Genomic DNA, 25,852 nt, shown 5'->3' with positions numbered 1-25,852 from the left:
ACTCCCTCCTGTGCTTATCGCTTGTTCTTGCCGGTGCGACGACGCCGGACGATCAACTGGTCGCTGGCCTTGTTCTTGCGGGTCCGGCCTTCCGGCTGGCCCCACGGGCTGACCGGGTGGCGACCACCCGAGGTCTTGCCCTCGCCGCCACCATGGGGGTGGTCGACCGGGTTCATCACGACACCGCGGACGGTCGGGCGCTTGCCCTTCCAACGCATACGGCCGGCCTTGCCCCAGTTGATGTTCGACTGCTCGGCGTTGCCCACCTCGCCGACGGTGGCGCGGCAGCGCACGTCGACTCGACGGATCTCGCCGGACGGCATACGCAGGGTGGCGTAGCCACCCTCCTTGCCGAGCAGCTGGATCGAGGCGCCTGCGCTGCGGGCCATCTTCGCCCCGCCGCCCGGGCGCAGCTCCACGGCGTGCACCTGGGTACCGGTCGGGATGTTGCGCAGCGGCAGGTTGTTGCCGGGCTTGATGTCGGCGGTGGCACCGCTCTCCACCACGTCGCCCTGCTTCAGGCCCTTGGGCGCGATGATGTAGCGCTTCTCGCCGTCGACGAAGTGCAGCAACGCGATCCGCGCAGTGCGGTTCGGGTCGTACTCGATGTGAGCGACCTTGGCGTTGACGCCGTCCTTGTCGTTGCGACGGAAGTCGATGAGGCGGTACGCGCGCTTGTGGCCGCCACCCTTGTGACGGGTGGTGATGCGGCCGTGCGCGTTACGGCCACCACGGCCGTGCAGCGGACGGACCAGCGACTTCTCGGGATGGTCACGGGTGACCTCCGCGAAATCTGCGCCGGACGAACCGCGACGACCCGGGGTCGTCGGCTTGTACTTACGAATAGCCATGAGTCTGTAGTCCCTCTACTCTCGAGTCCCGGTCAGCCGACCGGGCCTCCAAAGATCTCGATGGGCTTGCTGTCAGCGGACAGCGTCACGATCGCGCGCTTGGTGGACTTGCGCTGGCCGTAGCCGAAGCGGGTGCGCTTGCGCTTGCCCTGCCGGTTGGCGGTGTTGACGCTGGTGACCGTGACGTCGAAGATCTGCTCGACCGCAATCTTGATCTGCGTCTTGTTCGAGTCCGGGTGCACGATGAACGTGTACACGTTGTCCTCGATCAGTCCGTAGGACTTCTCCGAGATCACCGGCGCCAGGATGATGTCACGCGGGTTGGCCTGCGTAGCCATACTCACGCCTCCTCTGTCTCATTGGCGACGGGAGACTTCGTCTCAGTCGCTGAGTTCTGCTCGATGAACGCGTTGAGCGTCTCGACGCTGAACACCACCTCGTCCGAATCCAGGACGTCGTAGGTGTTGAGCTGATCCGGTGCGATCGGCAGAACGTTCTGCAGGTTCGCGACGCTCTTCCATGCGGCGTCGTCCTCACGGCCGAGCACCACCAGGAACTTGCGGCGATCACTCAGTGCCTCGAGGAACTGGCGAGCCGACTTGGTCGACGGGTTCTGCCCGGCAACCAGTTCGGTGATCACGTGGATGCGCTCGTTACGGGCCCGGTCGGACAGGGCACCGCGCAGGGCGGCGGCCTTCATCTTCTTCGGGGTCCGCTGGCTGTAGTCACGCGGCTGCGGACCGTGAACGGTGCCACCGCCGACGAACTGCGGCGCACGGGTCGAACCCTGGCGGGCGCGGCCGGTGCCCTTCTGGCGGTACGGCTTGGCTCCACCACCACTCACCTCGCCACGAGTCTTGGTGGCGTGGGTGCCCTGGCGGGCAGCGGCCTGCTGGGCCACGACCACCTGGTGCATCAGTGAGATGTTGGCGGTCACGTCGAACAGCTCGGCGGGCAGATCAACGGTGCCGTTGGTCTTGCCGTCGGCGGACTTGACGTCCAGCGTCAGTTTTGTAGTCGTCTCGGTGCTCACTTGGCACCACCCTTCACTGCGTCGCGGATCACCACGATGCCGCCCTTGCGGCCGGGGATCGCACCCTTGATCAACAGCAGACCGGCGTCGGCGTCAACCATGTGCACGGTCAGGTTCTGCGTGGTCACGGTGTCGTTACCCATACGTCCGGCCATCCGCATGCCCTTGAACACGCGGCCCGGGGTGGCGCAGCCACCGATCGAGCCGGGTGCGCGGTGCACGCGGTGCACGCCGTGGCTGGCGCCGAGACCGGAGAAGCCATGACGCTTCATGACGCCGGCGAAACCCTTGCCCTTGGAGGTACCGGTCACGTCGACCTTGGTGCCGTTCTCGAAGATCTCGGCGGTCAGCTCCTGACCGATCTCGAGCTCCGAGACGTCCGCGACGCGGATCTCGGCGAGGTGGCGACGCGGGGTCACTCCGGCCTTGGCGTACTGCCCGGCGACCGGCTTGGTCACCTTGCGCGGATCGATGGCGCCGTAGGCGAGCTGGACGGCGGTGTAGCCGTCGCGGTCCGCGGTACGGAGCTGGGTGATGACGTTCGGTCCGGCCTGGATCACCGTCACCGGAACGACACGGTTGTTCTCGTCGAAGACCTGGGTCATGCCGAGCTTGGTGCCCAGGATTCCCCGTGTGGCACTTTGATTGCTGGTTGCACTCTTTGTGGTCATATCTCTCGCCCCCCGCCTACTGGATGTTGACGTCGACGCTGGCCGGCAGATCGATGCGCATCAGCGCATCGACCGTCTTCGGCGTCGGGTCGAGGATGTCGATGAGTCGCTTGTGGGTACGCATCTCGAAATGTTCGCGGCTGTCCTTGTACTTATGCGGCGAACGGATGACGCAATACACGTTCTTCTCGGTGGGCAACGGCACCGGGCCGACCACGCGTGCCCCGGTACGGGTCACGGTTTCCACGATCTTGCGCGCCGAAGCGTCGATCGCCTCGTGGTCGTAGGCCTTGAGCCTGATGCGGATCTTCTGTCCCGCCACGCTGTGTCCTCTTCCGTCAGTTGTTCTCGACAGACAAACACCGCGTGGCCTGATCCGACACTGGAGGCCGGTGGACACATGACCGCCCGCGTGAGATTCGGGGATCGACGCTGTTCATCTATCGTTGTACGTAAGCTCGTCACTTGGTACGAGCCGGTTGTGCTCCGGCACCCGCGGTCGGGCGTGTCGTGTCCGTACCACTGATCCAGGGCACGCGTTACACGCCCGGTCCCGGAATCCGGGGCCTGGGAGTCATTCACCCGATGGAGGCCGCACAAAAACCTGCGTCCGCCGCTCAAGGCAACCCGACAAGTATGCACCAGGTCGGGGCCCTAAGCCAAATCCAGGACGCAGGCGGATGCCCGCGCCCTCCGCCGGACCCCGGAGATTGCCGACCGGGGCGAGCAGCGCGTCGAACTGCTCCTTCTTCTCCGGCTCGACAGGCGCCCCTCAACTTACCGGGTAGTAATATCTGGTCGCATGAGCGACTCCGGCTCCTCGAGCCCCACCTATGCCCTGCGCCGCAAGCTACCCGACAACGCGATCGGGCACGCTCTGTTCTCACTCGGCATGGTCGCCAGGGTGCCCTACTTCGGCACAGTGCTGCCGACCGTCAGCGAGATGCGGCCCGGGTTCTGCCGGGTGACGGCACCCAATTGGTTCGGCGTCCACAACCACATCGGGACCTTCCACGCGATCGCGGCGTGCAACCTCGCCGAGGCCGCGATGGGCATGCTCATGGAGGCGACCACACCGAGGAGCCATCGTTGGATTCCGAAGGCGATGAACACGCAGTATCTCGCCAAGGCGACGACGCGACTCACTGCGGAGGCCCGGCTCGACGACGCCGTGAGCTTCGCGGAGATCGTCGAGGGCACCGATGTCGTCGTCGCCGTCCGGGTCCTCGACAAGCACGGCACCGAGGTCGTCCACTGCGACATCACCACCTGGGTGACCCCGGTCTGACACGCTTGTCCGCCCGGCAACTCACCCGCCCGGCCAGCTAACCGGCCCGCAACTCACCATGCCGTGGGCGTCGGTTCCTCCTACCCTTAGACGATGACGCCCGGAAACGCCTGCGCCGGGCCCGCCGACCCCGTCGGTGCGGTCCGCAAGGTCGGGGTCGAGGAGGAGTTCCACCTCGTCGACCTGCGCACGTCACGGCTGACCACCCGGGCTCCCGAGCTGCTCGGCGTCCTGCCGCCCGGCAGCCCGTATGTCGAAGAGCTGCAGCGCTGCGTCATCGAGGCGAACAGCGATGTGCACCGACACCTCGACGACCTGCGCGTCAACCTGCAGTCCAACCGGTCCGTCCTGGTCGACGCAGCAGCCGGCCTGGGGATCGGCGTCGTCGCGGCCGGTTCCGTGCCGCTCGCGGTGCCGACCGAGATGCTGGTCACCGAAACCCCCCGCTACCGACGGATGCTCGCCGACTATCAACTCCTCGCCCGGGAACAATTGATCTGCGGCACGCAGGTGCACGTCGACGTGACCGATCGCGACGAGGCCGTCGCCATCGCGTCGCGCATCAGTCCGTACATACCGTCGCTGCTCGCACTGTCGGCGAGTTCACCGTTCTGGGCCGACGGCACCGACACCGGTTACGCGAGCGCCCGCACCCTCGTCTGGCAACGCTGGCCGACCACCGGACCGTTTCCCGACGTCCACTCGGCGGCCGAGTACGACGACGAGATCGAGCGGCTGATCAACAGCGGCGTGATCACCGATCCGGGCATGGTCTACTTCGACGTCCGCCCGTCCGCGCGGGTCAACACCCTGGAACTCCGGGTCTGTGACAGCTGTCCGTCCGTGGACACCATCACCCTCATCGCCGGCCTGTTCCGCGCACTCGTGCTCCGTGAGGCCCGCCGTCTCGACTCGCCTTTCCCACCGACGTCACCCGCGTTGTACCGGGCCGCGATCTGGCAGGCCGCCCGCGCGGGACTCGAAGGCGACCTGATCGACGTCGATCACTCCGCTCCACGACCGGCCGCCGACGTGATCGCCGACCTCACCGCGTCGTTGCGCAACGAACTCGAGGACTGTGGCGACTGGCCCGCGGTCGATGAGCTCACCCGTCGGGCACTGACCTTCGGAAGTTCCTCGGCACGTCAGCGACGCACCCTGCGTCGCCGGGGACGGTTCACCGCTGTCGTCGACAATCTGATCGCGGAGACGGCCGGAACCCTGACCGAGGCACCGTTGCCCGACGACCCGGACGGGCGGCTCCTGCACGGGTACCTCCGTCCCGAGCACCCCGCCGACATCCCGACGGTGGACTCGCCGGACCGCGACTCCTACGACGAGGCGGTCGCACCCGGGATCACGTCACGCCCGGGTTACGCCGAGATCCTCTCGTCGGCCGCCACTCTCGGATCGATCACGTTGCGCAAGCGGCAATATCAGATCGAACGGGAACAGAGCATCGACGGGGTCACCTTCCGGGTGACCGGGCAATCGCGGGCCCAACTCTTCCCGCTCGACGTGATGCCCCGCTACATCGGCGCCGACGACTGGCAGCGGGTCTCCCGAGGTCTCCGGCAGCGGGCGCTGGCACTCAACGCCTTCATCACCGACGTGTACGGCGACCAGGAATGCATGCACGACGGCATCCTTCCGCCCGAAGCGCTCGACCGCGCGCCGGGATACCGCCAGACCGGCCGCGTGCCGGCGTGGCAACGGGTGCGCACCCACATCTGCGGCACCGACCTGGTCTCGCCCGAACCGGGACACTTCGTGGTCCTCGAGGACAACCTGCGCGTGCCGTCGGGAATCGCTTACGCGATGTCCAACCGCACGTTGATGACCCAGTTCATGTCCGAGATCGCCATGCCCGCGGCGACCATGTCGGTCGCCGACGTCCCGCGCATGATCGGCGAGACGATCGCGGCGGCGGCGCCGCCGGATGCCCACGCCGACGGCATCGACATCATGCTCAGCTCGGGCTGGCAGGATTCGGCGTGGTTCGAGCACACCATCCTGGCCGCCGGTGCCGGACTGCGACTCGCGACACCGGAGCACATCTCGGTCGACGTCACCGACGGCCCCGACGCCGGACGCGTGTTCTTCCAGCACGGCACCTCCCGTGTCCCGGTCAACACCGCGTATGTCCGCATGGACGAGGACATGTTGCTGTCCTCCAACGGTTTCCATGATCAGCCACTCCGCGACGGCATCCTCGACGGACTGGGCCGCGGACGATTCGCCCTCGCCAACGCGCTGGGCAACGGCGTCGGCGACGACAAGGCGATCTACTACTACGTCCCCGCGATGATCCGTTATTACCTGGGCGAGGAGCCGCTCCTCGATCAGGTACCCACGTGGCTCTGCGCGGAACGCCATCAGCGCGATCATGTGCTGGACAACCTGGAACACCTGGTTGTCAAACCCATTGACGGCCTGGGCGGTTCCGGAATCACGATCGGACCCGAATGTACCGAGGAAGAGCTGTCACGTCGCCGGGTCGATCTGCTGACCCAGCCGGAACGATTCATCGCCCAGGAGGTGGTGGCCCTGTCCACCCACCCCACCTTCGACGGCAACGGCTTCTACGCCCACCATGTCGATCTGCGCGCCTTCGTCCACCTCCGTGGCGCGGGCGACGAGCGCGTCACCGCCCACGTCGCCCCGGCCGCACTCACCCGGGTCGCCCCCGCCGGCAGCCTGATCGTCAACTCGTCCCGCGGTGGCGGCGGTAAGGACACCTGGATTCAGGGCACCGATCCGGCACCGAGAGAGGGATGACCGATGTGTGGTGTATGTGGTGAGATCCGTTTCGATGCGACAACTCCCGACATCGGCGCCGTGGAGGTGATGACCGGCTCGATGACTCGGCGCGGACCGGACGGGTCCGGCATCTTCGCCAAAGGTTCGGTGGCGCTGGGCCATCGGCGGCTCAAGATCATCGATCTCTCCGAACGCGGCGCACAGCCGATTGTGGATCCGGAACTCGGTCTGGCGCTGGTGTTCAACGGCTGCATATACAACCACCGGGAACTGCGGGGAGAACTCGAGGGCAAGGGATACCGCTTCTTCTCCCACGCCGACAGCGAGGTCATCCTCAAGGCCTTCCACGCCTGGGGAGCCGACTGTGTCGACCACCTGATCGGGATGTTCGCCTTTGCGGTGGTCGACACCGACTCCGGCACACTGACGCTGGCCCGTGACCGCCTCGGGATCAAACCCCTGTACCTCGCCGAGAGCCCTGGCCGACTGCGATTCGCGTCGTCTCTGCAGGCTCTGCTCCGGGCCGGCGATGTGGACACCACCATCGACCGGGTGGCCCTGCATCACTACTTCAGCTTCCACTCCGTCGTCCCCGCACCCCACACCATCTTCAACGGCATCCGAAAACTGCCGCCCGCGACGGTCCGGACCATCACACCGGACGGCCGGAGCACGGAGCGACGCTACTGGGCGCCCACCTTCTCCCCGCATCCCGAACGGGGCGACTGGGACGAATCGCGGTGGCAGCACGAATTGCTGGATTCGTTGCGCACCTCGGTCCGCCGTCGGATGGTCGCCGACGTCCCGGTCGGCGTACTGCTGTCCGGAGGGATCGACTCCTCGCTCGTGGTCGCGTTGCTGGCCGAGCAGGGGCAAACCGACCTCGCGACGTTCAGCATCGGATTCGACTCTGCCGGTGGAGAATCCGGCGACGAATACGCATACTCCGATCTGATCGCCGACACCTTCGCCACCGACCACCACAAGATCCACATCGGTACCGACCGGCTGCTGCCCGCGGTACCCGACACCATCGCCGCGATGAGCGAACCGATGGTCAGTCACGACTGCGTGGCCTTCTATCTGCTGTCCGAAGAGGTCAGCAAATCCATCAAGGTGGTGCAATCCGGCCAGGGCGCCGACGAGATCCTCGGCGGATACGGCTGGTATCCGCCTCTGGCGCACACCGCCCGCAACGACACCACCAAGGCCTACGCGAGCGACTTCTTCGACCGCGATCACGCAGCGATCGGCGAACTGCTCGGCGAGGCCTACCACCTCGAGCAGGACTACGACCCGAGTTGGGAGTTCGCCCACGCCCACCAGTCGTCGGCCGGCGCCCGGACCGCCGTCGACGCGGCACTACGGCTCGACACCACCGTCATGCTCGTGGACGACCCCGTCAAACGGGTCGACACGATGACCATGGCGTGGGGCCTGGAGGCACGGGTCCCCTTCCTGGACCACGAGTTCGTCGAGCTGGCGGCCACCTGCCCGCCCGATCTCAAACTTGCTCACGGCGGCAAGGGAATCCTCAAGGACGCCAGCCGTTCCCTGCTCCCGTCCGCCGTCATCGATCGCACCAAGGGGTACTTCCCCGTGCCCGGTATCCGACACCTCGAGGGCGGTGTGCTCGATCTCGTCGCGGACACCCTCCGCTCGACGGCGGCGACCACCCGGGGGCTGTACCGGCCGGCGGCACTCGACCGATTGTTCGCCGACCCGAACGGCATCCGGACCACCCTGGATGCCAACGAGTTGTGGCAGGTTGCCATGTTGGAGATGTGGCTACAGAGCATGGAAGCAGTCACCGCCCCGTGAGCGTGAGCAGGGCGATACCCGCCGGCACCCCCGGCCACGCCGGCTCGATGCCCGCGCACACCGTCCGTTTCGACGACCGCGGCTGGCACACCTACGGCGCGTCGGTGTCGCCGGACGGAAAGGCGTTCGCCTACATCGTCGACGACGGCACCGGCTATCCGCGCGCCGCGCAACGTTCGCTGTCCATCGCGGGAGTCGGCGAACTCCGCTGGGTGAGCCTGCGTTCGACCGGTCCGGTGCGCAAGATCGTCCACTCGACCGACAGCAAGTGGCTGGCGGTCGAGATCGCCCCGAGTGGCGGTGAGCACCATCAGGTCTGGGTGGTCACCACCGATCCCGACGACGACACCGCACATCGCATCGGCGCGACGCGCCCCGACGGGGACACCCCCGGGCGCCCTGCCGCCGGGGCCGGGCGCACGTTCGGCACCGTCTCACTGGTCGGATGGGACACCGATTGGGTGCTCATCACGGCGACCGAACCCGACGGCACCGCGCATTCGCTGCGGGTACACCCCGGTACGTCGGCGACCATGACACTCGACGTCCGCGTCGGCGGCGCTCTCATCGACTCGTGGAAGGGCGCCACGCTCATCCGGGTGGGCCCGCGTGGCTACCGCGACATGCTGTTGCTGCGCCGACGGCTCGACACCGCGTCCGACAGTGTCGTGATGACGCCACTCCTGCCCAACGATCCCGGCGCGGTCACCGACGTCGGTTACATCCTGGACCAGGGTTTCCATCATCCGTCGCTGGTGTTCACCGGTCCCCCACAGGATGCCGAACGCGATCTCGACAGTGTCCAGGCGATCGTCGTCAGCGATTTCGACAGCAAGTATCCGCGCCTGCTCGGCGTCGAGGTCGGTCGGCACGGCGTTCGGTTCCGGGTGCTGGCGCAACGCCCGGACGCCGGCCTCGACGAGTTCACGGTGAGCAACGACCAGTCGACGGTGGCCATGCTCTGGAATGTCGGCGGGCGCAGCGAATTACAGATCCTCACACTTCCGGACCAGACATTGCACGATCCCATCGACCTGCCGGGCGAGGTGGCCACCGAGCTCTCCATCAGCGCGGCCGGCACTCTGGTCGCCGTCACCGTGTCGAGCCCGCAGCACTCACCGCTGGTCCATCTGATCCTCACCGGCACCGGCGAGGTGATCCCGATCCGCGACGACGTGGTGGCCGGCGAGGGTCCGTCGACCGGACTGGTGCCGGAAGTGCTGGAACTGTCTGCCCGGGATGGGATGCCGCTGTCCGGTCTGCTCTTCCGCGCGCAGCGCGAGGGCCCCGGACCGACCGTCTTGTACTTTCACGGGGGGCCCGAGGCGCAGACACGCCCCGACTACAACTTCCTCTTCGGACCACTCGTGGACGCCGGGATCACGGTGTTCGCCCCCAATGTGCGCGGATCATCGGGATACGGGCGACTGTTCTCGCACGCCGACGACCGGTACGGCCGCTATGCGGGTATCGACGACGCTGCCGACTGCGCGGAACACCTTGTCGCGCGGGCAATCGCCGATCCCGGCGCGCTCTACTGTTCGGGTCGATCGTACGGCGGCTACCTCACCCTCGCATGCCTGACCTTTCACCCCGACACCTTCGCCGCCGGCATCGCCATCTGCGGTATGAGTGATCTCGAGTCGTTCTTCCGTAACACCGAGCCGTGGATCGCGGTGGCGGCGTACACCAAATACGGTCACCCCGAATCGGATCGCGAACTCCTCGCCGATCTGTCACCGGTCCATCGGATCGCCGACGTCCGGGCGCCCTTGCTGGTGGTGCACGGCGCCCACGACACGAATGTCCCGGTGAGCGAATCCCGGCAGATGGTCGACGAACTGCGTGCCCGAGGCGCCGTGGCCGAGATGCTGATGTTCGACGACGAAGGACACGAGATCGTCAAACGCCACAACCAGCAGCGACTGACCGAGGCCGTCGCGGGCTGGATTCTCGACCACCCGCCGCGACCCAGATCATCGGGAGGGGTGCGATGAGGCCGGAGCGCGATACCCGAGGCGCACCTCGCTCCCGACACACCCCCCGGCCCCGCCACATACCCGGCCCCGGAGAAGCGCCCCGGAAATCCGCCCTCCAGCGCGACGCCGCGCACCACGTGTCGATGCCCCGCCCATGGCGGGCGCGTCTCGGGTGCGCTTCTCCGGAGTCGAGCGCTCTCGCGACGACGGGGGTTCGCACCGTGGGGTGCCGATGAACTCACGCATGACCGACCGGCTCATCGCCCAGCTGGTGGAGACACGATCAGAAAGCGCGCGCGCCAACGTGCTCGAGGAACTCCGGCGGTTGATCCTGTCCGGAGGTGCGCCGCCCGGTGCACAGATCCCGCCCGGCGAGGTCGCGGATGCCTTCCAGGTGAGTCCCATCCCCGTGCGCGAAGCTCTCAAGACGCTGGTGGGTGAGGGCCTCGTCGTGCACCAGCGCAACGCCGGTTACCGGGTCAGTCAGCTCTCGATCGACGAACTGCGCGAGATCTACTTCGTGCGGGGCACTCTGGAGCAGGCTGCGTTGGCGCGCGCCGTCGAACTCATCGACAACACCGGCCTCGACCGAGCCCGGGGACGTCACCAAGAATTGTCGACAGCGGTAAAATACGACGACCGCAAGGCCTTTCACGACGTCTCCCGAGAGTTCCACCGCGAGCTCACCGCTCCGTGCGCGATGCCCCGGCTGCTGAACATGTTCGAGGCGACCTGGAACCTCACCGAGCCGTTCCAGGCGATGCGGGCCGTCGGCTCGGCAATCCAGGAAGCCCTCAACAACGATCATGCGGCGCTGCTCGACGCCTTCGCCGCCCGCGACACCGTCGCGGTATTGGAGGTCGGACAACTCCATCATCGGCGACTGGAGAGCGCCATCGTCGAGACCGCAGCCGAACTCGGGGTACGCCACGACGACTGACCGCGCACCGCCCGCGCGCGATCAGGGCATCCAGGTCGGTCATGAGTCCAGCGCTAGCTTGCCCGGTGGCCGAAAAGGCGCACGCTCGTCCACCGGCCGGGGGAAGGCCGGCCGTCGGGACAGGTAGGCGAACACCGGTCCCAGGAAGTTCATCGCCACCACCGAAACCCAGGCGGCCCAGGGATTGCCGGGCGCGAAACCGAACCCGCCGAAGAAGGTGGCGAAAAACGAGGCGAAGCCCGCGGTGCGCGCGAGGAGTAACACGTGAGTTACACTTGGTCATACCAAGAGACCAAGTTTGAATCGGGAGGCGCCGTGATACGACGAGGACGCACGCTCAGCGCGAGCACCGCGGCCTATCTCGAGGGCATGATCACCAACGAGCTCAGCCCGGGCGACAAACTCCCGCCCGAACGGGTTCTCGCGGAGAACCTCGAGGTCTCCCGGACGACGATCCGCGAGGCGCTGCAGGAGCTCGAGCAGCGTAGGCTCTTGGCCCGGACTCCCGGACGCGGCACGATCGTGCTCCCCCGGTCGGCCAACGCGACGGCGATCCTGGAGACGATGGCCGACGATGCCGAGCAGGACCACGTGGCCGAACTCCGGATGCTGATCGAGCCACAGGTGGCGGGTCTGGCGGCGGACCGGGCCATCGAGTCCGATCTCGTGTCCCTCGAGGACATCCTGGCGTCTAGCCACACCGGACTGAATCCGGCCGAGTCGCTCGAGCAAGATGTGGCATTTCATCTCCAACTTGCGCGGGCGGCACGCAATCCGCTGCTGATCTCGCTCTGCCAGCTCAGCAGCGGGTGGGTACAGAACGTCCGTGCGCGGTCACACGCCACCCGGGAGGGCCGACGGATGTCCTTCGACGGGCACACGCAGATCTTTCAGGCAGTGCAGAACAGCGACCACAAGGCGGCGGCGGCGGCGATGACCGACCACCTCGCCGAGGTCGCGCGACTCGTGGATCGGCGGGCGAAATGACCTTCTCATCACTGTCATCGATGAACGAGACGGCGATCCTGGCAGAGGGTTCGGGACCGGTCGTCGGCGACGACTATCTCCCCTGCCGCCCCGAGGAGATCTTCTGGGGCGATCTCCCCTGTGCGACCGATCATCCCGTGATCAGCGTGGTGCCGGGCACTTCGCTGACGGTCGATACCCTGAGTCACGAGGGCATCCTCGCGGATCAGGGTCGCGATCCCCGCAGGTACTTCGGGGCTCACGGGGTCGCGCCCGAATGCGTGCTCGACGAAGCGGTCGCCTTGTGCGCATCAGACCGTACGCACCGCCAGGGTATCGACGGTCCGCATGTCACCACCGGCCCGATCGAGGTCATCGGCGCGATGCCCGGCGACCTGCTCGCGATGACGGTCGTCGAGACGCTGCGACGCGTGCCCTACGGAGTTGTCTCCAATCGCCACGGGCGGGGATCTCTGCCCGGCGAATATCCCTCCGGTGGAATCACATACAGCGCATTCGTCTCCGTGCACGAAGACCCCGATACGGCGTATGGGGTACTGCCCCTGACCCAAGACGTCGACGGGCCTGCAGCCCGGTTCCCGCTTTCACCATTCCTCGGGATCATGGGAGTGGCCGTCCACGGCGACGCCCGCGCACATTCCATCCCTCCCGGCGCCCACGGCGGCAACATCGACATCAATCTCCTCACCGCCGGCAGCACTCTGTACCTGCCCGTTCAGGTTCCCGGCGCGCTGGCCTACGTCGGGGATCCGCATTTCGCCCAGGGCGACGGCGAGGTCGCGCTCACCGCGCTGGAGGCCTCGCTGCGCGCCACCATCAGGTTCGACATCGTTCGCGCACCGGATGTCGCGGCACGGTTCGGCGACCTGGTCGGCCCGATCGCGGAGACGCAGGACTTCCTCGTCCCCACCGGCCTCGACACCGACCTCGACGTGGCAGTGCAGAACTGTGTCCGCGCCGCGGTGTCGCTCCTGTCCGCGCGATACGGCATGGATGGCGCCCAGGCGCTCGCATACCTCAGTGCCGCAACAGACTTCAACATCTCCCAGGTCGTGGATGTCGTCAAGGGTGTGCATGCCCGGATCCGACGGGCGGACTTCGGGTCGTGAGCCTCGTCGCGCGGCTCCGGGCAATCCCGGATGAGCGAATGCATCTGACGCTGATGATCATCCTGACGTTCACCACGGGCATCAACGACGCGGTCGGCTATCTCGGCCTGGACAAGGTTTTCACCGGCAACATGACCGGCAACGTCGTGGTGCTCGGGATGGCCGTCGCGGGCGGCTCGGGTCTCCCTGTCCTCGGGCCGGCGATGGCACTCGCGGGATTCATGATCGGGGCGGCCCTGGGCGGCCGGGTCCTGCGCGGCCAGGGCAGGCAATGGACCGCCCGGACCACCATCCTGTTCGCGGCCGTCGCGGCGATCATGTTCGGGCTGTCCGCAATGCTGTTCGTCACCGGTCAGCACCCGGCCAGACCGACGATGATCACCATCACCACGCTTGCGGCCACCGCGATGGGAATTCAGGCCGCAGCTGCCCGCGTCGTGGCCGTCAAGGACGTGACCACGGTGGTGGTGACCTCGACCATCACCGGCCTCGCGGCCGATTCGGTCCTCGGCTCCGGGAAGGGCAGCGGCACCGGCCGCCGGGTCGCGGCAGTGGTGGCGATCATCCTCGGCGCCGCTACCGGTGCCGCGGTGATGCACGCCCACATGGGTGCGGCGCTTCTGGTGGCGGCGCTGCTGATCACAGGTGTCACCGTCACCGGTGCGATCCACGATCAACGGCGAAGCGATGAGAATGCGGATACGGCGGTCGCCCGGCGCACCTGAACGCGGCGGACACGGTCACAAGGGAGCCGGCTCGGACACGAGAAGAATTCGGACATCCGGAAATATATCTATCCGTTAATTCCCGGGTAACAAACAATTCTTAGCTTGATCACATCAGCGTCCCCGACCATCCGGCGCTGACTCCGTCTGACCGGGAGAGCCACCATGTCTGCACCTTCTGCCGACGTCGCGACCGCACATGAGAGTGCGGCAGGCGAGAGCGTCATCAAGCTCGGCTACCACCAGAACCTCACCAACTCCGATCTCGCGCCACTCAAAGAGCAGAAGTGGACGTGGTACAACATCTTCGCGTTCTGGATGTCCGACGTGCACAGCGTCGGGGGCTACGTGTTCGCGGGCAGTCTGTTCGCCCTCGGCATCGCAGCGTGGCAGGTGCTCGTCGCATTGGTCGTCGGCATCATCGCCGTCAACCTGCTGTGCAACCTGGTGGCCAAACCATCGCAGCTGGCCGGCGTCCCCTATCCGGTCACCACGCGCGTCGCGTTCGGCGTCAAGGGCGCCAACATCCCGGCGATCATCCGTGGCTGCATCGCCGTCGTCTGGTACGGCATCCAGACCTACTTGGCCTCGGTCGCTTTCGGTCTGCTCGCGCTGAAGTTCTGGCCGGGCCTCGAGCCGTGGGGTGACGTCGATCAGTACGGCTTCCTCGGCTTGAGCATTCTCGGCTGGGCAGGTTTCATCCTGATGTGGGTCCTGCAGGCGTTCGTGTTCTGGAACGGCATGGACACCATCCGCAAGTTCATCGACTTCTGCGGTCCCGCAGTGTATGTCGTGATGGTCGCGCTGGCGGCGTACCTCATCGTGAAGGCGGGGTGGAGCAACGTCAGTCTCGATCTCTCGACCGGACCCGGATTGTCCGGATGGTCCTCGGTCACCCAGATGCTCAGCGCATTCGCCCTGGTGGTCTCCTACTTCTCCGGTCCGATGCTCAATTTCGGCGACTTCTCGCGGTACGGCAAGTCATTCGCCGAGGTGAAGAAGGGCAATTTCTGGGGTCTGCCCGTCAACTTCCTGTTCTTCTCGCTGCTGGTCGTCTGCACGGTCTCCGCCGGAGCAACGGTGATCGGCCGTGACGAGGACGGCAACATCATCACCGACCCCGTGCACATCGTCGACCAGATCGACAACACCACTGCCGCCGTGCTCGGTGTGCTGACGTTCGCGATCGCCACCATCGGCATCAACATCGTGGCGAACTTTGTCTCGCCCGCCTTCGATTTCTCGAATGTGGCGCCCACCAAGATCACGTGGCGCACCGGCGGCATGATCGCCGCGGTCGGCTCCGTGCTGATCACCCCGTGGAATCTGTTCAACAACCCCACCGCGATCCACTACACGATGGATACGCTCGGGGCGGTGATCGGTCCGCTGTTCGGCATCCTGATCATCGACTTCTATCTCATCAGGAAACAGCGGATCGAGGTCGACGACCTGTTCAGCATGGACCCGGGCAAGTCCTACTCGTATCGCAACGGCTGGAATCCGGTCGCGGTGATCTCGGTGATCGTCGCTTCGATCCTCCCGATCAGCTTCGTCATCTGGGGCACCGCATATCAGGCCAGTTTCACCTGGTTCATGGGAGCCGCCGCAGGTGCGGTGGTCTACTGGCTCGGGATGAAGTTCGCACCGACGAGCTTCATCTACGACATGGACGAGGCCCCCGCGGTGTTGCCGACCGCCAAGGACGGCAAGCTCGAACCGTCGGCGCTGTAACGCAAGCCCGGGTAACGCCTAATTCAAAGGAGCAGCAGCGAGACGATGCGCATCTGCGTCATCAATCCGAACACCGCGACGGCGATGACCGACGTCATCGCCGTCGCGGCACGGTCCGTTGCCCGACCGGACGCCGAGATCATCGCCGTCACCTCGTCGATGGGCCCGGCGTCCATCGAGAGCCACTACGACGAGGCCCTGGCGGTTCCCGGGCTCCTCCACGCCATCGCCGAGCATCCCGGTCACGACGGTTATCTCGTCGCATGCTTCGGAGACCCCGGCCTCGATGCCGCCCGCGAGCTGGCGGACGCTCCGGTGCTGGGGATCGCCGAGGCCGCCATGCACCTCGCGGCACCCCTCGGACGGGGGTTCTCGATCGTGACCACCTTGGATCGTACGATCGGCCGCGCGGGAGATCTGGTCGAGCACTACGGTTTCACTCGTCAGTGCCGAGGCATCCACGCCTGCGACATCCCGGTCCTCGAACTCGAGTCCAACCCCGCGACCGCGGACATCCTCGAGAAGGCGTGCCGCGCGGCACTGCACGCCGACCGTTCCGACGCGATCGTCCTCGGTTGCGCCGGCATGGCCGACCTGGCCCACCGCATCAGCGGCGCGATCGGCGCGCCGGTGATCGACGGGGTCGCCGCCGGAGTCGGCATGCTGTCGTCGATGGCCGCGATGGGCCTGCGCACCGGGACCGCGTCCGGCGAGTTCGCCACTCCCCCAATGAAGATCTATTCCGGGCCACTGGAGGGCTTCGGGAAGGTCTGACCTTCGCCCGATTCGCTTCGTCGTCGGTTGCGTTCGCGTTCGTGGCGTCTGCGGGCATGTTTGGCCAACACTTCCGCTGATCGAGTAGCTCCGGAGCGCCGGCGGCGGAGTGTATCGAGATCTCCCTCCAAACCGAAACTCCGGGGTAACACGACCGAAACCATTGCGGCAGATAGTCGCTAGTGCACATGATCGACCCGTCCGCGACCACGCGGTGACGATCCGGGTGACCAGATTCCGGGACAGGGTTCCACTCCGCAGCCTGTGCTGCGGCCTGCCCCGGAGGTACCCATGTCCGAGAAGCCGTGCGATCTGCTGATCAGCAACGCCTACATCTACGTCGACACCCACTGGGAAGTCCCCGACGGCTGGATCGCCATCTCGGACGGTCGCGTCCACAGCATCGGGACGGCCACCGACGAGATCCCCGACGCGACCACCCGGATCGACGCCCAGGGAAAACTCGTGACGCCCGGCCTGATCAACGTCCACCACCACATGTATCAGAACCTGACCCGTTCATATGCGCCGGTCGTCAACGCCGGGCTCTTCGACTGGCTGACCAAGCTCTACCCACTGTGGGCGCAGATCGACGACGAGGCCGTCTATCTGTCCACCTGGGTCGCGATGGCAGAGCTGTTGCTGGGCGGATGCACCCTGTCGTCCGATCACATATATCTGCATCCGCGAGATGGGTTGATAGATGCGCAGATCCGAGCGTCGCGTGATCTGGGCTTCCGCTTCTACGCCAACCGCGGCTCGATGACCCGGTCCACTGCCGACGGCGGGTTGCCACCCGTGCAGGTCGTCCAGGAGCCCGACGTGATCCTCGCCGATTCCGAACGGCTCATCGACAAATATCACGACCCTTCGCCGGGTGCGATGTCACGGGTCGCGCTGGCGCCGTGCTCGCCGTTCTCCGTCACCGCCCAGCTCATGTCGGACACCGCGGCGCTGGCCGAGAGCCGCGACGTCCGCCTGCACACCCACCTGGCCGAAGATCAGGACGAACTGGCGTACTGCCGGGAGGTGTACGGCATGAGCCCGGTCGACTACTTCGACAGTGTCGGCTGGATGCAATCGCGTTCCTGGGTAGCGCATTTCATCTATCCATCCGACGACGAACAAGCCCGTATGGGCGCAGCCGGAGTCGGCGTCGCGCACTGCCCGAGTTCGAATATGCTCATCGGTGGCGGAACAGCCGACGTCCAGCGGCTCCGCGCACTCGGCGCTCCGGTCGGTCTCGGGTGTGACGGATCCGCGTCCACCGATCACGGCTCGATGTGGCTCGAGGCCCGCGCCGCTCTGACGCTGGGACGCTACCGGGGCGGATCGACCGCGATGACCGCCCGTGACGTGCTGAACATCGCGACGCGCGGCAGCGCGGCCTGCCTCGGCTGGGACGACGAGACCGGTCATCTGAACCCCGGCGCGTGTGCGGACCTCGTCATCTGGACCGGCTCGGCCATGGCGCTCGCCGGTGCAGTCACCGACCCGGTGGAGGCCTGGTTGCGATGTGGGCCGATGGCGGCAGACACGACCATAGTGGCGGGCCGGATTCTCGTCCGCGACAGACAGATTCAGAATTTCGGCGCATCCGACATAGTGTCCGCCCACACCGCCGAGGCCCGGCGTATCCAGCGGGTGGCGGTCTGATGGCCACGATCACGCACGCCACCAGGAACGGCCTGCGTGCCCCTCGTCAGATCTTTATCGTGACGTTCTTCGCCGCGAGCAGTGTGGACAGTGCCTGCGGGACGAGGGCCAAGCCCAGCACAGACATTGCCACGTTCCAGGACCCGGTGACATCGTGCAGGGCGCCGATCGCGATCGGTCCGACCGCGGCCACCACATAGCCGACCGACTGGGCCATCCCCGACACCTGTCCGGTGGCCACCGTCGACGGGCTGCGCAGCACCATGAACAGCAGCACCAGGCTGATCGATGCGCCCGGACCGAACATGATCATGATGACCCAGAGCGTGGTCCACACGTGAACGGTCACCAGACCGACGAACCCTGCGGCGCACACGACCACCACGCCCAGCGTGATGGCGCGTTGATCGGCCAACCTTCCGGCGACGATGGGGATCACCAGTGAGGCGGTCAACGCCACGACCTGCCCGATGGCCAGAGTGGTCCCCGCCTCGGCGGCTGTTCGGCCGTGGTCGATGAGGTACTGCGGCAGCCACGCACTGAAGGTGTAGAAGATGATCGACTGCGAAGCCATGAAGGTCGTTATGGCCCAAGCGATCCGGTTGCGCCACAGTGATGCCGGCGTGCTGGTGACGGCCACGGTGTGGACCCGTGCCAACTGCGGAACCCAGACGACCAGCGCCACGACCGCGAGCAGCGTCCACGACGTCAGTGTCAGGCGCCAGTTGCCGTCGTCCAGATCGTCGATCGGGATGGTCAGGGCGGCGGCGACGGCTGCCCCGCCCGAGAGCGTCATCGAGTACAGCCCGGTCATCAGACCCGACCGGTGTGCAAAGTCGCGTTTGATGAGTGCGGGCAGCACCACGTTGCAAATGCCGATCGCCGTTCCGATCACGGCCGAGCCGACGAGCAGACTCGCGATGTTCGGGATGAATCGCAGACCCATGCCGAGGATCAGCATGATCATCGAGCCGAAGATGGTCCGCTCGATCCCGTACCGCGCGGCGATGCGCGGCGCGATCGGGGCGCTGATCCCGAAGAACAGCACTGGCAACGTGGTCAGCAAACCGGCTGCCGCACTGCCGAACCCGAGGTCGCGCATGATGTCGTCTACCAGCGGCGCCACTGAGACCACCGGCGGTCGCAGATTGGCGGCCACGAGCATGATGCCGATCGCTGCGATGACCGCGGCGATCCCCCGCGGGGCATTGCCGCCCGACGATACGTCGGCCGTGCGCTCCGGCGCTGTTTTGACCGACGACTCTGCCTGCCCGTCGCCCGTCACGCCAGCCCTCGCAGCGCTGCATCGAGGTAGGAATGGACCGCGGCACGGGCCGCACCGGCGTCACCGGCCTCGATCGCATCGACCACGCCGACGTGGCCCGGTGGATGATCACCCTCCGCCAGCGTCGCCTCCACGACACTCTCGTGAAGGCGCTGCATGACCTCCACGATGCCGTCGTAGAGTTCGAGCAACAGCCGGTTGCCCGAGATCTCGACCAGCGAGGCGTGAAACGCTATGTCCTCCTGCGCATACCCGGCTACATCACCAGTGGCGAACGCCTGCTCCGCGGCCCGGAGACGATCGCGCAACCCCGCGACCTGCTCGGAGGTTGCACTCTCGGCGGCGGCGGCCGCGGCCTCGACCTCGATGGCGCGGCGCGCTCCGAGCAGGTCGTGGTGGGCCGAACCCGGAACGCAGCTCTCGATCGCCGCCGCAAGCAGGTTACGACTGCGCACGTAGGTCCCGTCGCCGCGCCGCGGGATGAGCATTCCGGCATGCTCCAGCGCTCGCACGGCCTCGCGGATCGTGTTGCGCCCCACGCCGAAATGCTCCACGAGTGCCGGCTCGGCCGGAATCCGTTCACCCACGGCCCATTCGCCGGACCGGATGAGATCCCGCATTCGGTCGACCACGAGCTCACTGGTCCGTCGCGGCGGGACGATCACGTCGTTCATGGCAAACACCCTAACATCCCATGTTTACTGCCGACAAAGCCTCCTTGCCCAGGAGAGGAAACATCACCCCGAGACGTCGAGCGAGGCGATCACCTTGGTCGGCTCGATCCACACCACGCGCTCGCCGGGCACGCCGTTACGGTCGCCGAACTCGTCGGCACGGTCGGCCCCCATGTACCGCGCACCGCAGAGCGTCGCGATCCGCTTCACCTCGTCGAGGTCGTCGCTGGCCACCGCGCGGCCCTGGATCTGCACGAAAGCGTACGGCGGCTCGGGGAGGTCGACTGTCAGGACCACGCGCGGATCTCGTTGGATGGAACGGGCTTTCGATGTGCCCGAACCCGTGTTGAAGGCAATGCGATCCCCGTCCAACACGAACCAGATCGGCGCGGCGAGCGGCCTGCCGTCAGCGGCGAGGTGACCGAGGTGGCCCGTCTTGGTACCACCGGTCAGGAACTCACGGATCTCGGGATCGTTCAGGGATGCGGCCATGACCCCACCATACGGCGCGGGCGCGTCAGCCGACCGTCAGCGACCGGCCAGCACGTCGGCGATCCGGCACGCGACCATCATGATCGTGGCGTGGGGCCCGCTGCGCCCCGCGGTCGGCAGGATCGATCCGTCGACGATCCGCAGGCCTCGGACCCCGACAACGGCACCGAGCTCATCGGTACGCGGCCCCATGGGCATGCTGCCCCACGCGTGCTGCGAGGTCCGTACGACGGGGTCGACCGCCACCGAACCGGGCTCGACGATGTCCGCGAACACGGGCGACCGCAGCATGTCGGCGACCGTCGCCACGCCCCGGTCGAGCCGGGCGGCCTCCGCCACGTCGACGACTCCGAGATCGACGATCGGACCTCCACCGGCCATCTGCACCGTACCCCGGGTACCGGGTCGCATCGCGGCGACGCCGATGGCCGGCCCGACCGGAGGAAGGCCTTTGATGTAACGTGCCATATCACTGCTGTAGCAACGTATCTCGAGATCGTCGGCAGTGTGCACCACGGACTGCAGCAATGCCGTCGGCGGACCGTCGACACGGCTGCGATAGTGCACCAGCACTTCGCGATGCTCACGTACGGCCAGGACATCACGATCGGTCGGCCCACCGAGACCCGACCGCAACAGGATCACGGCAGTGCCGATAGCGCCTGCGCAGAGGACCACCTCACCGGCACCGACCACGGTGTCACCGACGACGACCCCGGTGACCTGGGCGCCGGACCGACGCAGCCCCGCCACTTCGGCGTCCGCGCAGATGGTGAGATTCGTCCGGCCCAACGCATCACGCAGGTAGGCCTCGGCAGCAGTGCGGCGCATCATGCCGTCCCGGTTCGACCGTACGCGGTTGAGCCCGACGATCGGCCACGCGTCGTCGGGTGGCCGCACCGGAACGATGCCGCTCCAATAGGATTCGAATCTGGCCGTGACCGCGGCCAACTCGCCGTCGGCGAATGGCGACACACTCATCGTCCCCCCGCGCGCGTCCAGCTCCGCGTAGGAGGAGCCGATCTCGTCGATACGCCATCCGGCGGGCCAGTCCGCGAAGTCGTCGGCATGCCAGCGCAGGAAGTAGCCACCGTTCACCGAAGACGACCCGCCGAATCCGCGACCACGGACCACGGCGAGTCCCGACGGCTCCTCGTGCGGCACGGCATAGGGCGAACCGAGGGCGATCGGAAGTCCGCGGAGATCGCGAACCGCCTCGGTGGGCCACTCCGACGACCCGCGCTCGATCAGGAGAACGGTCCGGTCGGGATTGCGGGACAGCCGCTCGGCGACCACACAACCCGCGCTCCCAGCACCGACGATCACCACATCGGCGGTGGCGGGGAGATCACCGAGGGTCATGTCTTGTTGGTGATCACCGGCCGCAGGGCACCGAAATCGCGGTGGCTCAACGCGCCTTGCCACAGCCCGGCGCCGTAGGCGAGATCGTCGAGACGCCGGAACAGGGTGTAGGCGACCGGTCCGAGTGCCGGTCCGGCTTCTGGCTCGGCCACCACCTGGCGGACCCACGAGACCATGCCCTCGGCGATCGCGACCTCCACCGCGAGCCGGCGGAAACGTGCGGACACGATCGCGAGGATCACCGCCACCGGCCAGTAGTGGCGACAGATCGCCGCGGCCGCCTGAAGGAGCCCGAACCCGACTGCTCGTCCGGTCAGCTGCGTCGCGACAATCGGCGCATCGGGCAACTCGCCGAGCCGTCGTCGAAGGCGCATGCCGACCTGACCGAGGATGATCATGGCGATCGCCAGGCCGATCTTCGTCCGGGTCATCAGTGCCACCACGGCGACGGCCATCGGCACCGACATCACGACGGGGGCGGCGAATCCACCGTGCCGGTCCGCGAGATGAGACGCGCCGGTTCCGTAGTACCGACGGCGGTCGAGCACCGAACGCATCCCGGTCCGGTGATCGTGCGACACCCGGGCGACCGGGTCGTAGCGAACCCGCCAGCCCGCCTTGTGGGTCCGCCAGCAGAGGTCGACGTCCTCGGCGACCCGCAGGGACTCATCGAAATCCTGAAAGGCGCTACAGCGCACCAACATTGCGGCGCTCGGCACATACGGGACCCGGCTGCCCGGGACCACAGAGCATTCGTCCGGCCCCATGTCGAGCGACGAATAGCCGTTCTCGTAGCGCTCGGCCAGCGAGACATCGCAGTCGTCGCGACTCAGCCCAACGATCCGGGGTGCCACGATCGCGACCGCCGGGTCCGAGAAATGCCCGAGGAGCATGGTCAGCCAATCGGCCGGGGGCACCACGTCGGAGTCGAGGAAGGCCACGAATTCGGTCGTCGCCTCGGCCGCCCCCGCGTTGCGGGCGGCCGAGGGGCCGCGATTCTCGTCGAAGCGGATCAGTGTGACGTCCCGGCCGCACGCCCGGATCGGTACGTCGGAGCCGTCGTCGACCACGATCACCTTCGCACCGGAGACGGCCTGCAGCAGACGGTCGACCCCGTGCTGATTGCCGCGCACCGGCACCACGACCGTGACGTTCTCCGGACGCGGCCCGAACATGGGACGGGGGTTGGCAATTCCGCTGTCGAGCAGGCGACGCGCGAGACTCCGGGTGGCCGCGTCGACAACCTCGATACGGCCGTCGGCCGATGTCAGTCCCAGCGCGGCATCGGTCAGGCGGAGCATCCGGGTGGGCGATCCACCGACGAGATACCGGAGATCCTTGTGCGGCGCGCACCGCATGTCGATCTGGACCTGGAAACCATCCGGCAGACTGTGGTCGACGACAGAGGTCGGCGGCAGTTCCTTTTCGACTGCGGTCATACGAGTCGCCCCGACTCTCCGACCGACCACGACCCGATGGCCGTCACCAGTCCGGTGACCAGCGCGTCGGTCACGCTCGCGCCGTGCTCAGCGCTCGCGCCGGTCGGATCACCCAGCACGCCGTTGGTGCTCACCGCGGCGACGCCGCCGGCCCGCATCGCGGGCAGCAACGCCGAAATGGGGGTCACGTTCCCGACCTCGGCGGCGGAGAGGCTGACATCCTCAGGCGAAAAATGCAGCAGCACAGAGGTTTCGGTGATCCCGGCGTGCGCGTCGGCCCCCTGTGTGGCGCAGGGGAACCAGGCGGCGTCGCGACCTTCGTAGCGCAATGTGTCCACCGCGTCGACCACCGTCGGCCCGTTGCCGCCGTGTCCGTTGACGAAGACCAGACGATCCGCCCAGCGGCAGGCGCTGCGTCCGTACTCCACCAGGAGGAGGTGCAGCGCCTCGTGCCCGACCGAGATGGTCCCCGGGAAACCCTCATGCTCACCGCTCGCGCCGTAGTTGATGCCGGGGGCGGCCACCACCAGTCGGGGCTCCTCCGCGCCGTCGGCAACTGTGGTGGGCCCATCCGCGGACAATCGATCGGCAGCGCGGCCGGCCACGGCCGTCGCGATCCTGCTGTCGGTGTCGAGTGGGAGATGCGGACCGTGCTGTTCGGTGGCTCCCAGCGGGACCAGAAGGGTGACCGATCGATCCGACAGTTGAGGCCAGCACAACTGTCCCAGTGCGGCCCGACGCTCCATTCGCTCAACTCTAGCGACGCCGTCGATGCGTGTTAACCGACTCGGTGCAATTTGTTTGATTCGATTTCGATGATTCCGCGATTGCCCAGGCCCAGGGGTCCGAGCGATCGATCGGTTGTGGGATGCTGGTCCGACAGACGTGAGACCCGACACTTCGGGCGGGTACGGACCGGGAGGACATCATGACGTCAACGGCGCCGCGCAGCAGCGGAAAGAGTGGGCCCCTCAGCGCAATCCGCGTGGTCGAGTTCGCGGGCATCGGACCCGGCCCACATGCGGCGATGCTACTGGCCGACCTCGGGGCCGACGTCGTTCGCGTGCAGCGCCCGGGCTCCCTGCCGGCACCCGACCGCAACGCGGATGCGCTCCTGCGTGGCCGCCGGGTCGTCGAGGCGAACCTGAAGGATGCCCGGGACCGCGACACCATCCTGCGGCTCATCACCAAGGCCGACGTGGTGCTGGAGGGCTTCCGGCCTGGGGTGATGGAACGACTCGGCTTCGGACCCGACGACCTGTCCGCCATCAATCCGGGCCTGGTCTACGGGCGGATGACCGGCTGGGGCCAAGAGGGCCCGCGTGCCGACCGCGCCGGACATGACATCAACTACATCTCACTGACCGGAATGCTGCATGCCATCGGCCGCAAAGAAGATCGGCCGGTGCCGCCGCTCAATCTTGCCGGCGATTTCGGTGGCGGATCGATGTTCCTCGTCATGGGCGTCCTCGCTGCGCTCCTCGAACGACAGACCTCGGGCAACGGACAGGTCGTCGACGCCGCCATGGTCGACGGTGCGTCGGTGCTCGGTCAGATGATGTGGGCCTTCCGCGGAACCGGACTCTGGAGCGACGCGCGCGGCGTGAACATGCTCGACACCGGCGCGCCGTACTACGAGGTCTACGAGACCTCCGACGGCAAATACATGGCGGTCGGTGCCATCGAACCGCAGTTCTACGCCGAATTGCTGACCGGGCTGGGACTGTCCGACACCGATCTGCCCGGCCAGAACGATATTGCCAACTGGCCCAAGCTCAAAGAAGTGTTCACCGACACCTTCAAATCGCGGACCCGTGACGAGTGGACCAAGGTCTTCGAGGGTACGGACGCCTGCACGTCGCCGGTCCTCGACTTCGCCGAGGCGCCGGCCGATGCGCACATGGCGGCGCGCGCCAACCTCGTCGAGATCGACGGCGTGATGCAGGCGCAGGTCGCTCCCCGCTTCTCGCGCACCTCGCCGGAGACCCCGACCGGTCCGGTCCGCGAGGCGACCGACCCCGCCACCCTCTGGCAGGACTGACCCTCACCCCACTCTCCCCACTCCCCCCACTCTCCCCCTCCCCTCCCTCCCCCTCCCACAGGCAACCCCCATCGCAGCCGCGACGGTTCCCGTCATCCGCGCCCCCTTTTACCCGGCGCGGATGACGGGAACCGTCGCGGCTGCGTTCTGGGTCGGGGGGTGTGGACAGGTTCGTGGGCAGTTCGGGTTGTGCACAGATGTCAGTACGGGCGTCCGGTCGCGACATGAGCG

Annotated in this window: 24 protein-coding genes; 12 read left to right on the top strand and 12 right to left on the bottom strand. The window is 66.9% G+C overall.

Annotated elements, in window-relative coordinates; translation table 11 throughout:
- Positions 1-14: 14 nt before the first annotated feature.
- The 5 genes from rplB to rpsJ are packed head-to-tail and all read right to left on the bottom strand — an operon-like array spanning position 15 to position 2,877.
- A complete protein-coding gene (gene rplB / locus ACPXCG_RS07535) occupies positions 15-851 on the bottom strand; it encodes a 50S ribosomal protein L2 (RefSeq protein ID WP_190265825.1) in 837 nt (278 codons plus the stop codon).
- A gap of 32 nt (positions 852-883) precedes the next feature.
- Positions 884-1,189: a 50S ribosomal protein L23 gene (rplW, locus tag ACPXCG_RS07530; protein WP_164308671.1), complete on the bottom strand. Its 306-nt coding sequence runs from the start codon at positions 1,187-1,189 to the stop codon at positions 884-886.
- Between the two features lie 2 nt (positions 1,190-1,191).
- Entirely contained in the window at positions 1,192-1,884 is a 693-nt protein-coding gene (rplD, locus tag ACPXCG_RS07525; protein ID WP_425790702.1) for a 50S ribosomal protein L4, read from the bottom strand.
- Positions 1,881-2,555: a 50S ribosomal protein L3 gene (gene rplC, locus ACPXCG_RS07520; RefSeq protein WP_425790700.1), complete on the bottom strand. Its 675-nt coding sequence runs from the start codon at positions 2,553-2,555 to the stop codon at positions 1,881-1,883. The genes rplD and rplC overlap by 4 nt, the downstream gene beginning before the upstream one ends.
- Positions 2,556-2,571: 16 nt before the next feature.
- Positions 2,572-2,877 (bottom strand): 30S ribosomal protein S10, encoded by a 306-nt coding sequence (gene rpsJ, locus ACPXCG_RS07515; RefSeq protein ID WP_003938093.1) that lies wholly within the window; start codon positions 2,875-2,877, stop codon positions 2,572-2,574.
- Between the two features lie 480 nt (positions 2,878-3,357).
- On the opposite strand from rpsJ, the gene ACPXCG_RS07510 reads away from it, so the two are divergent.
- From ACPXCG_RS07510 to ACPXCG_RS07490, 5 genes are all read left to right on the top strand, one after another.
- On the top strand, positions 3,358-3,843 hold the full coding sequence (locus tag ACPXCG_RS07510) for a hotdog fold domain-containing protein (RefSeq protein WP_425790699.1): 486 nt from the start codon (positions 3,358-3,360) through the stop codon (positions 3,841-3,843).
- A 93-nt stretch (positions 3,844-3,936) separates the two neighbouring features.
- Positions 3,937-6,621 carry a glutamate--cysteine ligase gene (locus ACPXCG_RS07505; RefSeq protein ID WP_425790698.1) on the top strand — a complete coding sequence of 895 codons (2,685 nt, stop codon included), beginning with the start codon at positions 3,937-3,939 and terminating at the stop codon, positions 6,619-6,621.
- Between the two features lie 3 nt (positions 6,622-6,624).
- Positions 6,625-8,424 (top strand): N-acetylglutaminylglutamine amidotransferase, encoded by a 1,800-nt coding sequence (locus tag ACPXCG_RS07500; protein WP_425790696.1) that lies wholly within the window; start codon positions 6,625-6,627, stop codon positions 8,422-8,424.
- A 47-nt stretch (positions 8,425-8,471) separates the two neighbouring features.
- A complete protein-coding gene (locus tag ACPXCG_RS07495; RefSeq protein WP_425792068.1) occupies positions 8,472-10,421 on the top strand; it encodes an alpha/beta hydrolase family protein in 1,950 nt (649 codons plus the stop codon).
- A 214-nt stretch (positions 10,422-10,635) separates the two neighbouring features.
- Positions 10,636-11,343 (top strand): GntR family transcriptional regulator, encoded by a 708-nt coding sequence (locus ACPXCG_RS07490; RefSeq protein WP_425790694.1) that lies wholly within the window; start codon positions 10,636-10,638, stop codon positions 11,341-11,343.
- Between the two features lie 39 nt (positions 11,344-11,382).
- Here the strand turns inward: ACPXCG_RS07490 and ACPXCG_RS07485 are convergent, their stop codons facing one another.
- Entirely contained in the window at positions 11,383-11,607 is a 225-nt protein-coding gene (locus ACPXCG_RS07485) for a hypothetical protein (protein ID WP_425790692.1), read from the bottom strand.
- 51 nt (positions 11,608-11,658) lie between these two features.
- On the opposite strand from ACPXCG_RS07485, the gene ACPXCG_RS07480 reads away from it, so the two are divergent.
- The 6 genes from ACPXCG_RS07480 to ACPXCG_RS07455 all read left to right on the top strand — a co-directional run bounded on the left by ACPXCG_RS07480 (position 11,659) and on the right by ACPXCG_RS07455 (position 18,328).
- Positions 11,659-12,330: a FadR/GntR family transcriptional regulator gene (locus ACPXCG_RS07480; RefSeq protein WP_425790690.1), complete on the top strand. Its 672-nt coding sequence runs from the start codon at positions 11,659-11,661 to the stop codon at positions 12,328-12,330.
- Positions 12,327-13,439, top strand: a complete 1,113-nt coding sequence (locus tag ACPXCG_RS07475; RefSeq protein WP_425790689.1) for an acetamidase/formamidase family protein — start codon at positions 12,327-12,329, stop codon at positions 13,437-13,439. The genes ACPXCG_RS07480 and ACPXCG_RS07475 overlap by 4 nt, the downstream gene beginning before the upstream one ends.
- 38 nt (positions 13,440-13,477) lie before the next feature.
- Positions 13,478-14,164 carry a YoaK family protein gene (locus ACPXCG_RS07470; protein WP_425790687.1) on the top strand — a complete coding sequence of 229 codons (687 nt, stop codon included), beginning with the start codon at positions 13,478-13,480 and terminating at the stop codon, positions 14,162-14,164.
- A gap of 165 nt (positions 14,165-14,329) precedes the next feature.
- Positions 14,330-15,898 (top strand): NCS1 family nucleobase:cation symporter-1, encoded by a 1,569-nt coding sequence (locus tag ACPXCG_RS07465; protein WP_425790685.1) that lies wholly within the window; start codon positions 14,330-14,332, stop codon positions 15,896-15,898.
- A 45-nt stretch (positions 15,899-15,943) separates the two neighbouring features.
- On the top strand, positions 15,944-16,672 hold the full coding sequence (locus ACPXCG_RS07460; protein ID WP_425790683.1) for an aspartate/glutamate racemase family protein: 729 nt from the start codon (positions 15,944-15,946) through the stop codon (positions 16,670-16,672).
- Positions 16,673-16,963: 291 nt separating this feature from the next.
- On the top strand, positions 16,964-18,328 hold the full coding sequence (locus tag ACPXCG_RS07455; protein WP_425790681.1) for an 8-oxoguanine deaminase: 1,365 nt from the start codon (positions 16,964-16,966) through the stop codon (positions 18,326-18,328).
- Between the two features lie 46 nt (positions 18,329-18,374).
- Here ACPXCG_RS07455 and ACPXCG_RS07450 read toward each other — a convergent pair whose 3' ends face one another.
- From ACPXCG_RS07450 to mftE, 6 genes are all read right to left on the bottom strand, one after another.
- Positions 18,375-19,493, bottom strand: coding sequence for a CynX/NimT family MFS transporter (locus ACPXCG_RS07450; protein WP_425792067.1), 1,119 nt, complete (start codon positions 19,491-19,493; stop codon positions 18,375-18,377).
- Between the two features lie 116 nt (positions 19,494-19,609).
- Positions 19,610-20,287: a FadR/GntR family transcriptional regulator gene (locus ACPXCG_RS07445; protein WP_425790679.1), complete on the bottom strand. Its 678-nt coding sequence runs from the start codon at positions 20,285-20,287 to the stop codon at positions 19,610-19,612.
- Positions 20,288-20,350: 63 nt separating this feature from the next.
- Positions 20,351-20,779 carry a PPOX class F420-dependent oxidoreductase gene (locus tag ACPXCG_RS07440; RefSeq protein WP_425790677.1) on the bottom strand — a complete coding sequence of 143 codons (429 nt, stop codon included), beginning with the start codon at positions 20,777-20,779 and terminating at the stop codon, positions 20,351-20,353.
- Positions 20,780-20,815: 36 nt separating this feature from the next.
- Positions 20,816-22,141, bottom strand: a complete 1,326-nt coding sequence (mftG, locus tag ACPXCG_RS07435; protein WP_425790675.1) for a mycofactocin system GMC family oxidoreductase MftG — start codon at positions 22,139-22,141, stop codon at positions 20,816-20,818.
- Positions 22,138-23,580: a mycofactocin biosynthesis glycosyltransferase MftF gene (gene mftF / locus ACPXCG_RS07430; RefSeq protein ID WP_425790673.1), complete on the bottom strand. Its 1,443-nt coding sequence runs from the start codon at positions 23,578-23,580 to the stop codon at positions 22,138-22,140. Before mftF ends, mftG begins: the two co-directional genes overlap by 4 nt.
- Positions 23,577-24,326 (bottom strand): mycofactocin biosynthesis peptidyl-dipeptidase MftE, encoded by a 750-nt coding sequence (mftE, locus tag ACPXCG_RS07425; protein ID WP_425790671.1) that lies wholly within the window; start codon positions 24,324-24,326, stop codon positions 23,577-23,579. Before mftE ends, mftF begins: the two co-directional genes overlap by 4 nt.
- 182 nt (positions 24,327-24,508) lie before the next feature.
- On the opposite strand from mftE, the gene ACPXCG_RS07420 reads away from it, so the two are divergent.
- The gene (locus ACPXCG_RS07420) at positions 24,509-25,621 is read left to right on the top strand and encodes a CaiB/BaiF CoA transferase family protein (RefSeq protein ID WP_425790669.1); all 1,113 of its coding nucleotides are present in this window, start codon (positions 24,509-24,511) and stop codon (positions 25,619-25,621) included.
- Positions 25,622-25,852: the final 231 nt, after the last annotated feature.

Origin of the sequence: Gordonia sp. DT218 (assembly GCF_049847105.1) — a bacterium.
Taxonomy (GTDB): domain Bacteria; phylum Actinomycetota; class Actinomycetes; order Mycobacteriales; family Mycobacteriaceae; genus Gordonia.
The sequence above is the reverse complement of the archived record's forward strand: the minus strand, read 5'-3'. Positions and strand labels throughout refer to the sequence as shown.

Coding starts and splice junctions, on each gene's coding strand:
- rplB (WP_190265825.1), bottom strand. CDS start 851: ATGGCTATTCGTAAGTACAAGCCGACGACCCCGGGTCGTCGCGGTTCG.
- rplW (WP_164308671.1), bottom strand. CDS start 1,189: ATGGCTACGCAGGCCAACCCGCGTGACATCATCCTGGCGCCGGTGATC.
- rplC (WP_425790700.1), bottom strand. CDS start 2,555: ATGACCACAAAGAGTGCAACCAGCAATCAAAGTGCCACACGGGGAATC.
- ACPXCG_RS07510 (WP_425790699.1), top strand. CDS start 3,358: ATGAGCGACTCCGGCTCCTCGAGCCCCACCTATGCCCTGCGCCGCAAG.
- ACPXCG_RS07505 (WP_425790698.1), top strand. CDS start 3,937: ATGACGCCCGGAAACGCCTGCGCCGGGCCCGCCGACCCCGTCGGTGCG.
- ACPXCG_RS07500 (WP_425790696.1), top strand. CDS start 6,625: ATGTGTGGTGTATGTGGTGAGATCCGTTTCGATGCGACAACTCCCGAC.
- ACPXCG_RS07495 (WP_425792068.1), top strand. CDS start 8,472: ATGCCCGCGCACACCGTCCGTTTCGACGACCGCGGCTGGCACACCTAC.
- ACPXCG_RS07490 (WP_425790694.1), top strand. CDS start 10,636: ATGAACTCACGCATGACCGACCGGCTCATCGCCCAGCTGGTGGAGACA.
- ACPXCG_RS07475 (WP_425790689.1), top strand. CDS start 12,327: ATGACCTTCTCATCACTGTCATCGATGAACGAGACGGCGATCCTGGCA.
- ACPXCG_RS07470 (WP_425790687.1), top strand. CDS start 13,478: ATGCATCTGACGCTGATGATCATCCTGACGTTCACCACGGGCATCAAC.
- ACPXCG_RS07465 (WP_425790685.1), top strand. CDS start 14,330: ATGTCTGCACCTTCTGCCGACGTCGCGACCGCACATGAGAGTGCGGCA.
- ACPXCG_RS07460 (WP_425790683.1), top strand. CDS start 15,944: ATGCGCATCTGCGTCATCAATCCGAACACCGCGACGGCGATGACCGAC.
- ACPXCG_RS07455 (WP_425790681.1), top strand. CDS start 16,964: ATGTCCGAGAAGCCGTGCGATCTGCTGATCAGCAACGCCTACATCTAC.
- ACPXCG_RS07450 (WP_425792067.1), bottom strand. CDS start 19,493: ATGCTCGTGGCCGCCAATCTGCGACCGCCGGTGGTCTCAGTGGCGCCG.
- ACPXCG_RS07445 (WP_425790679.1), bottom strand. CDS start 20,287: ATGAACGACGTGATCGTCCCGCCGCGACGGACCAGTGAGCTCGTGGTC.
- ACPXCG_RS07440 (WP_425790677.1), bottom strand. CDS start 20,779: ATGGCCGCATCCCTGAACGATCCCGAGATCCGTGAGTTCCTGACCGGT.
- mftG (WP_425790675.1), bottom strand. CDS start 22,141: ATGACCCTCGGTGATCTCCCCGCCACCGCCGATGTGGTGATCGTCGGT.
- mftF (WP_425790673.1), bottom strand. CDS start 23,580: ATGACCGCAGTCGAAAAGGAACTGCCGCCGACCTCTGTCGTCGACCAC.
- mftE (WP_425790671.1), bottom strand. CDS start 24,326: ATGGAGCGTCGGGCCGCACTGGGACAGTTGTGCTGGCCTCAACTGTCG.
- ACPXCG_RS07420 (WP_425790669.1), top strand. CDS start 24,509: ATGACGTCAACGGCGCCGCGCAGCAGCGGAAAGAGTGGGCCCCTCAGC.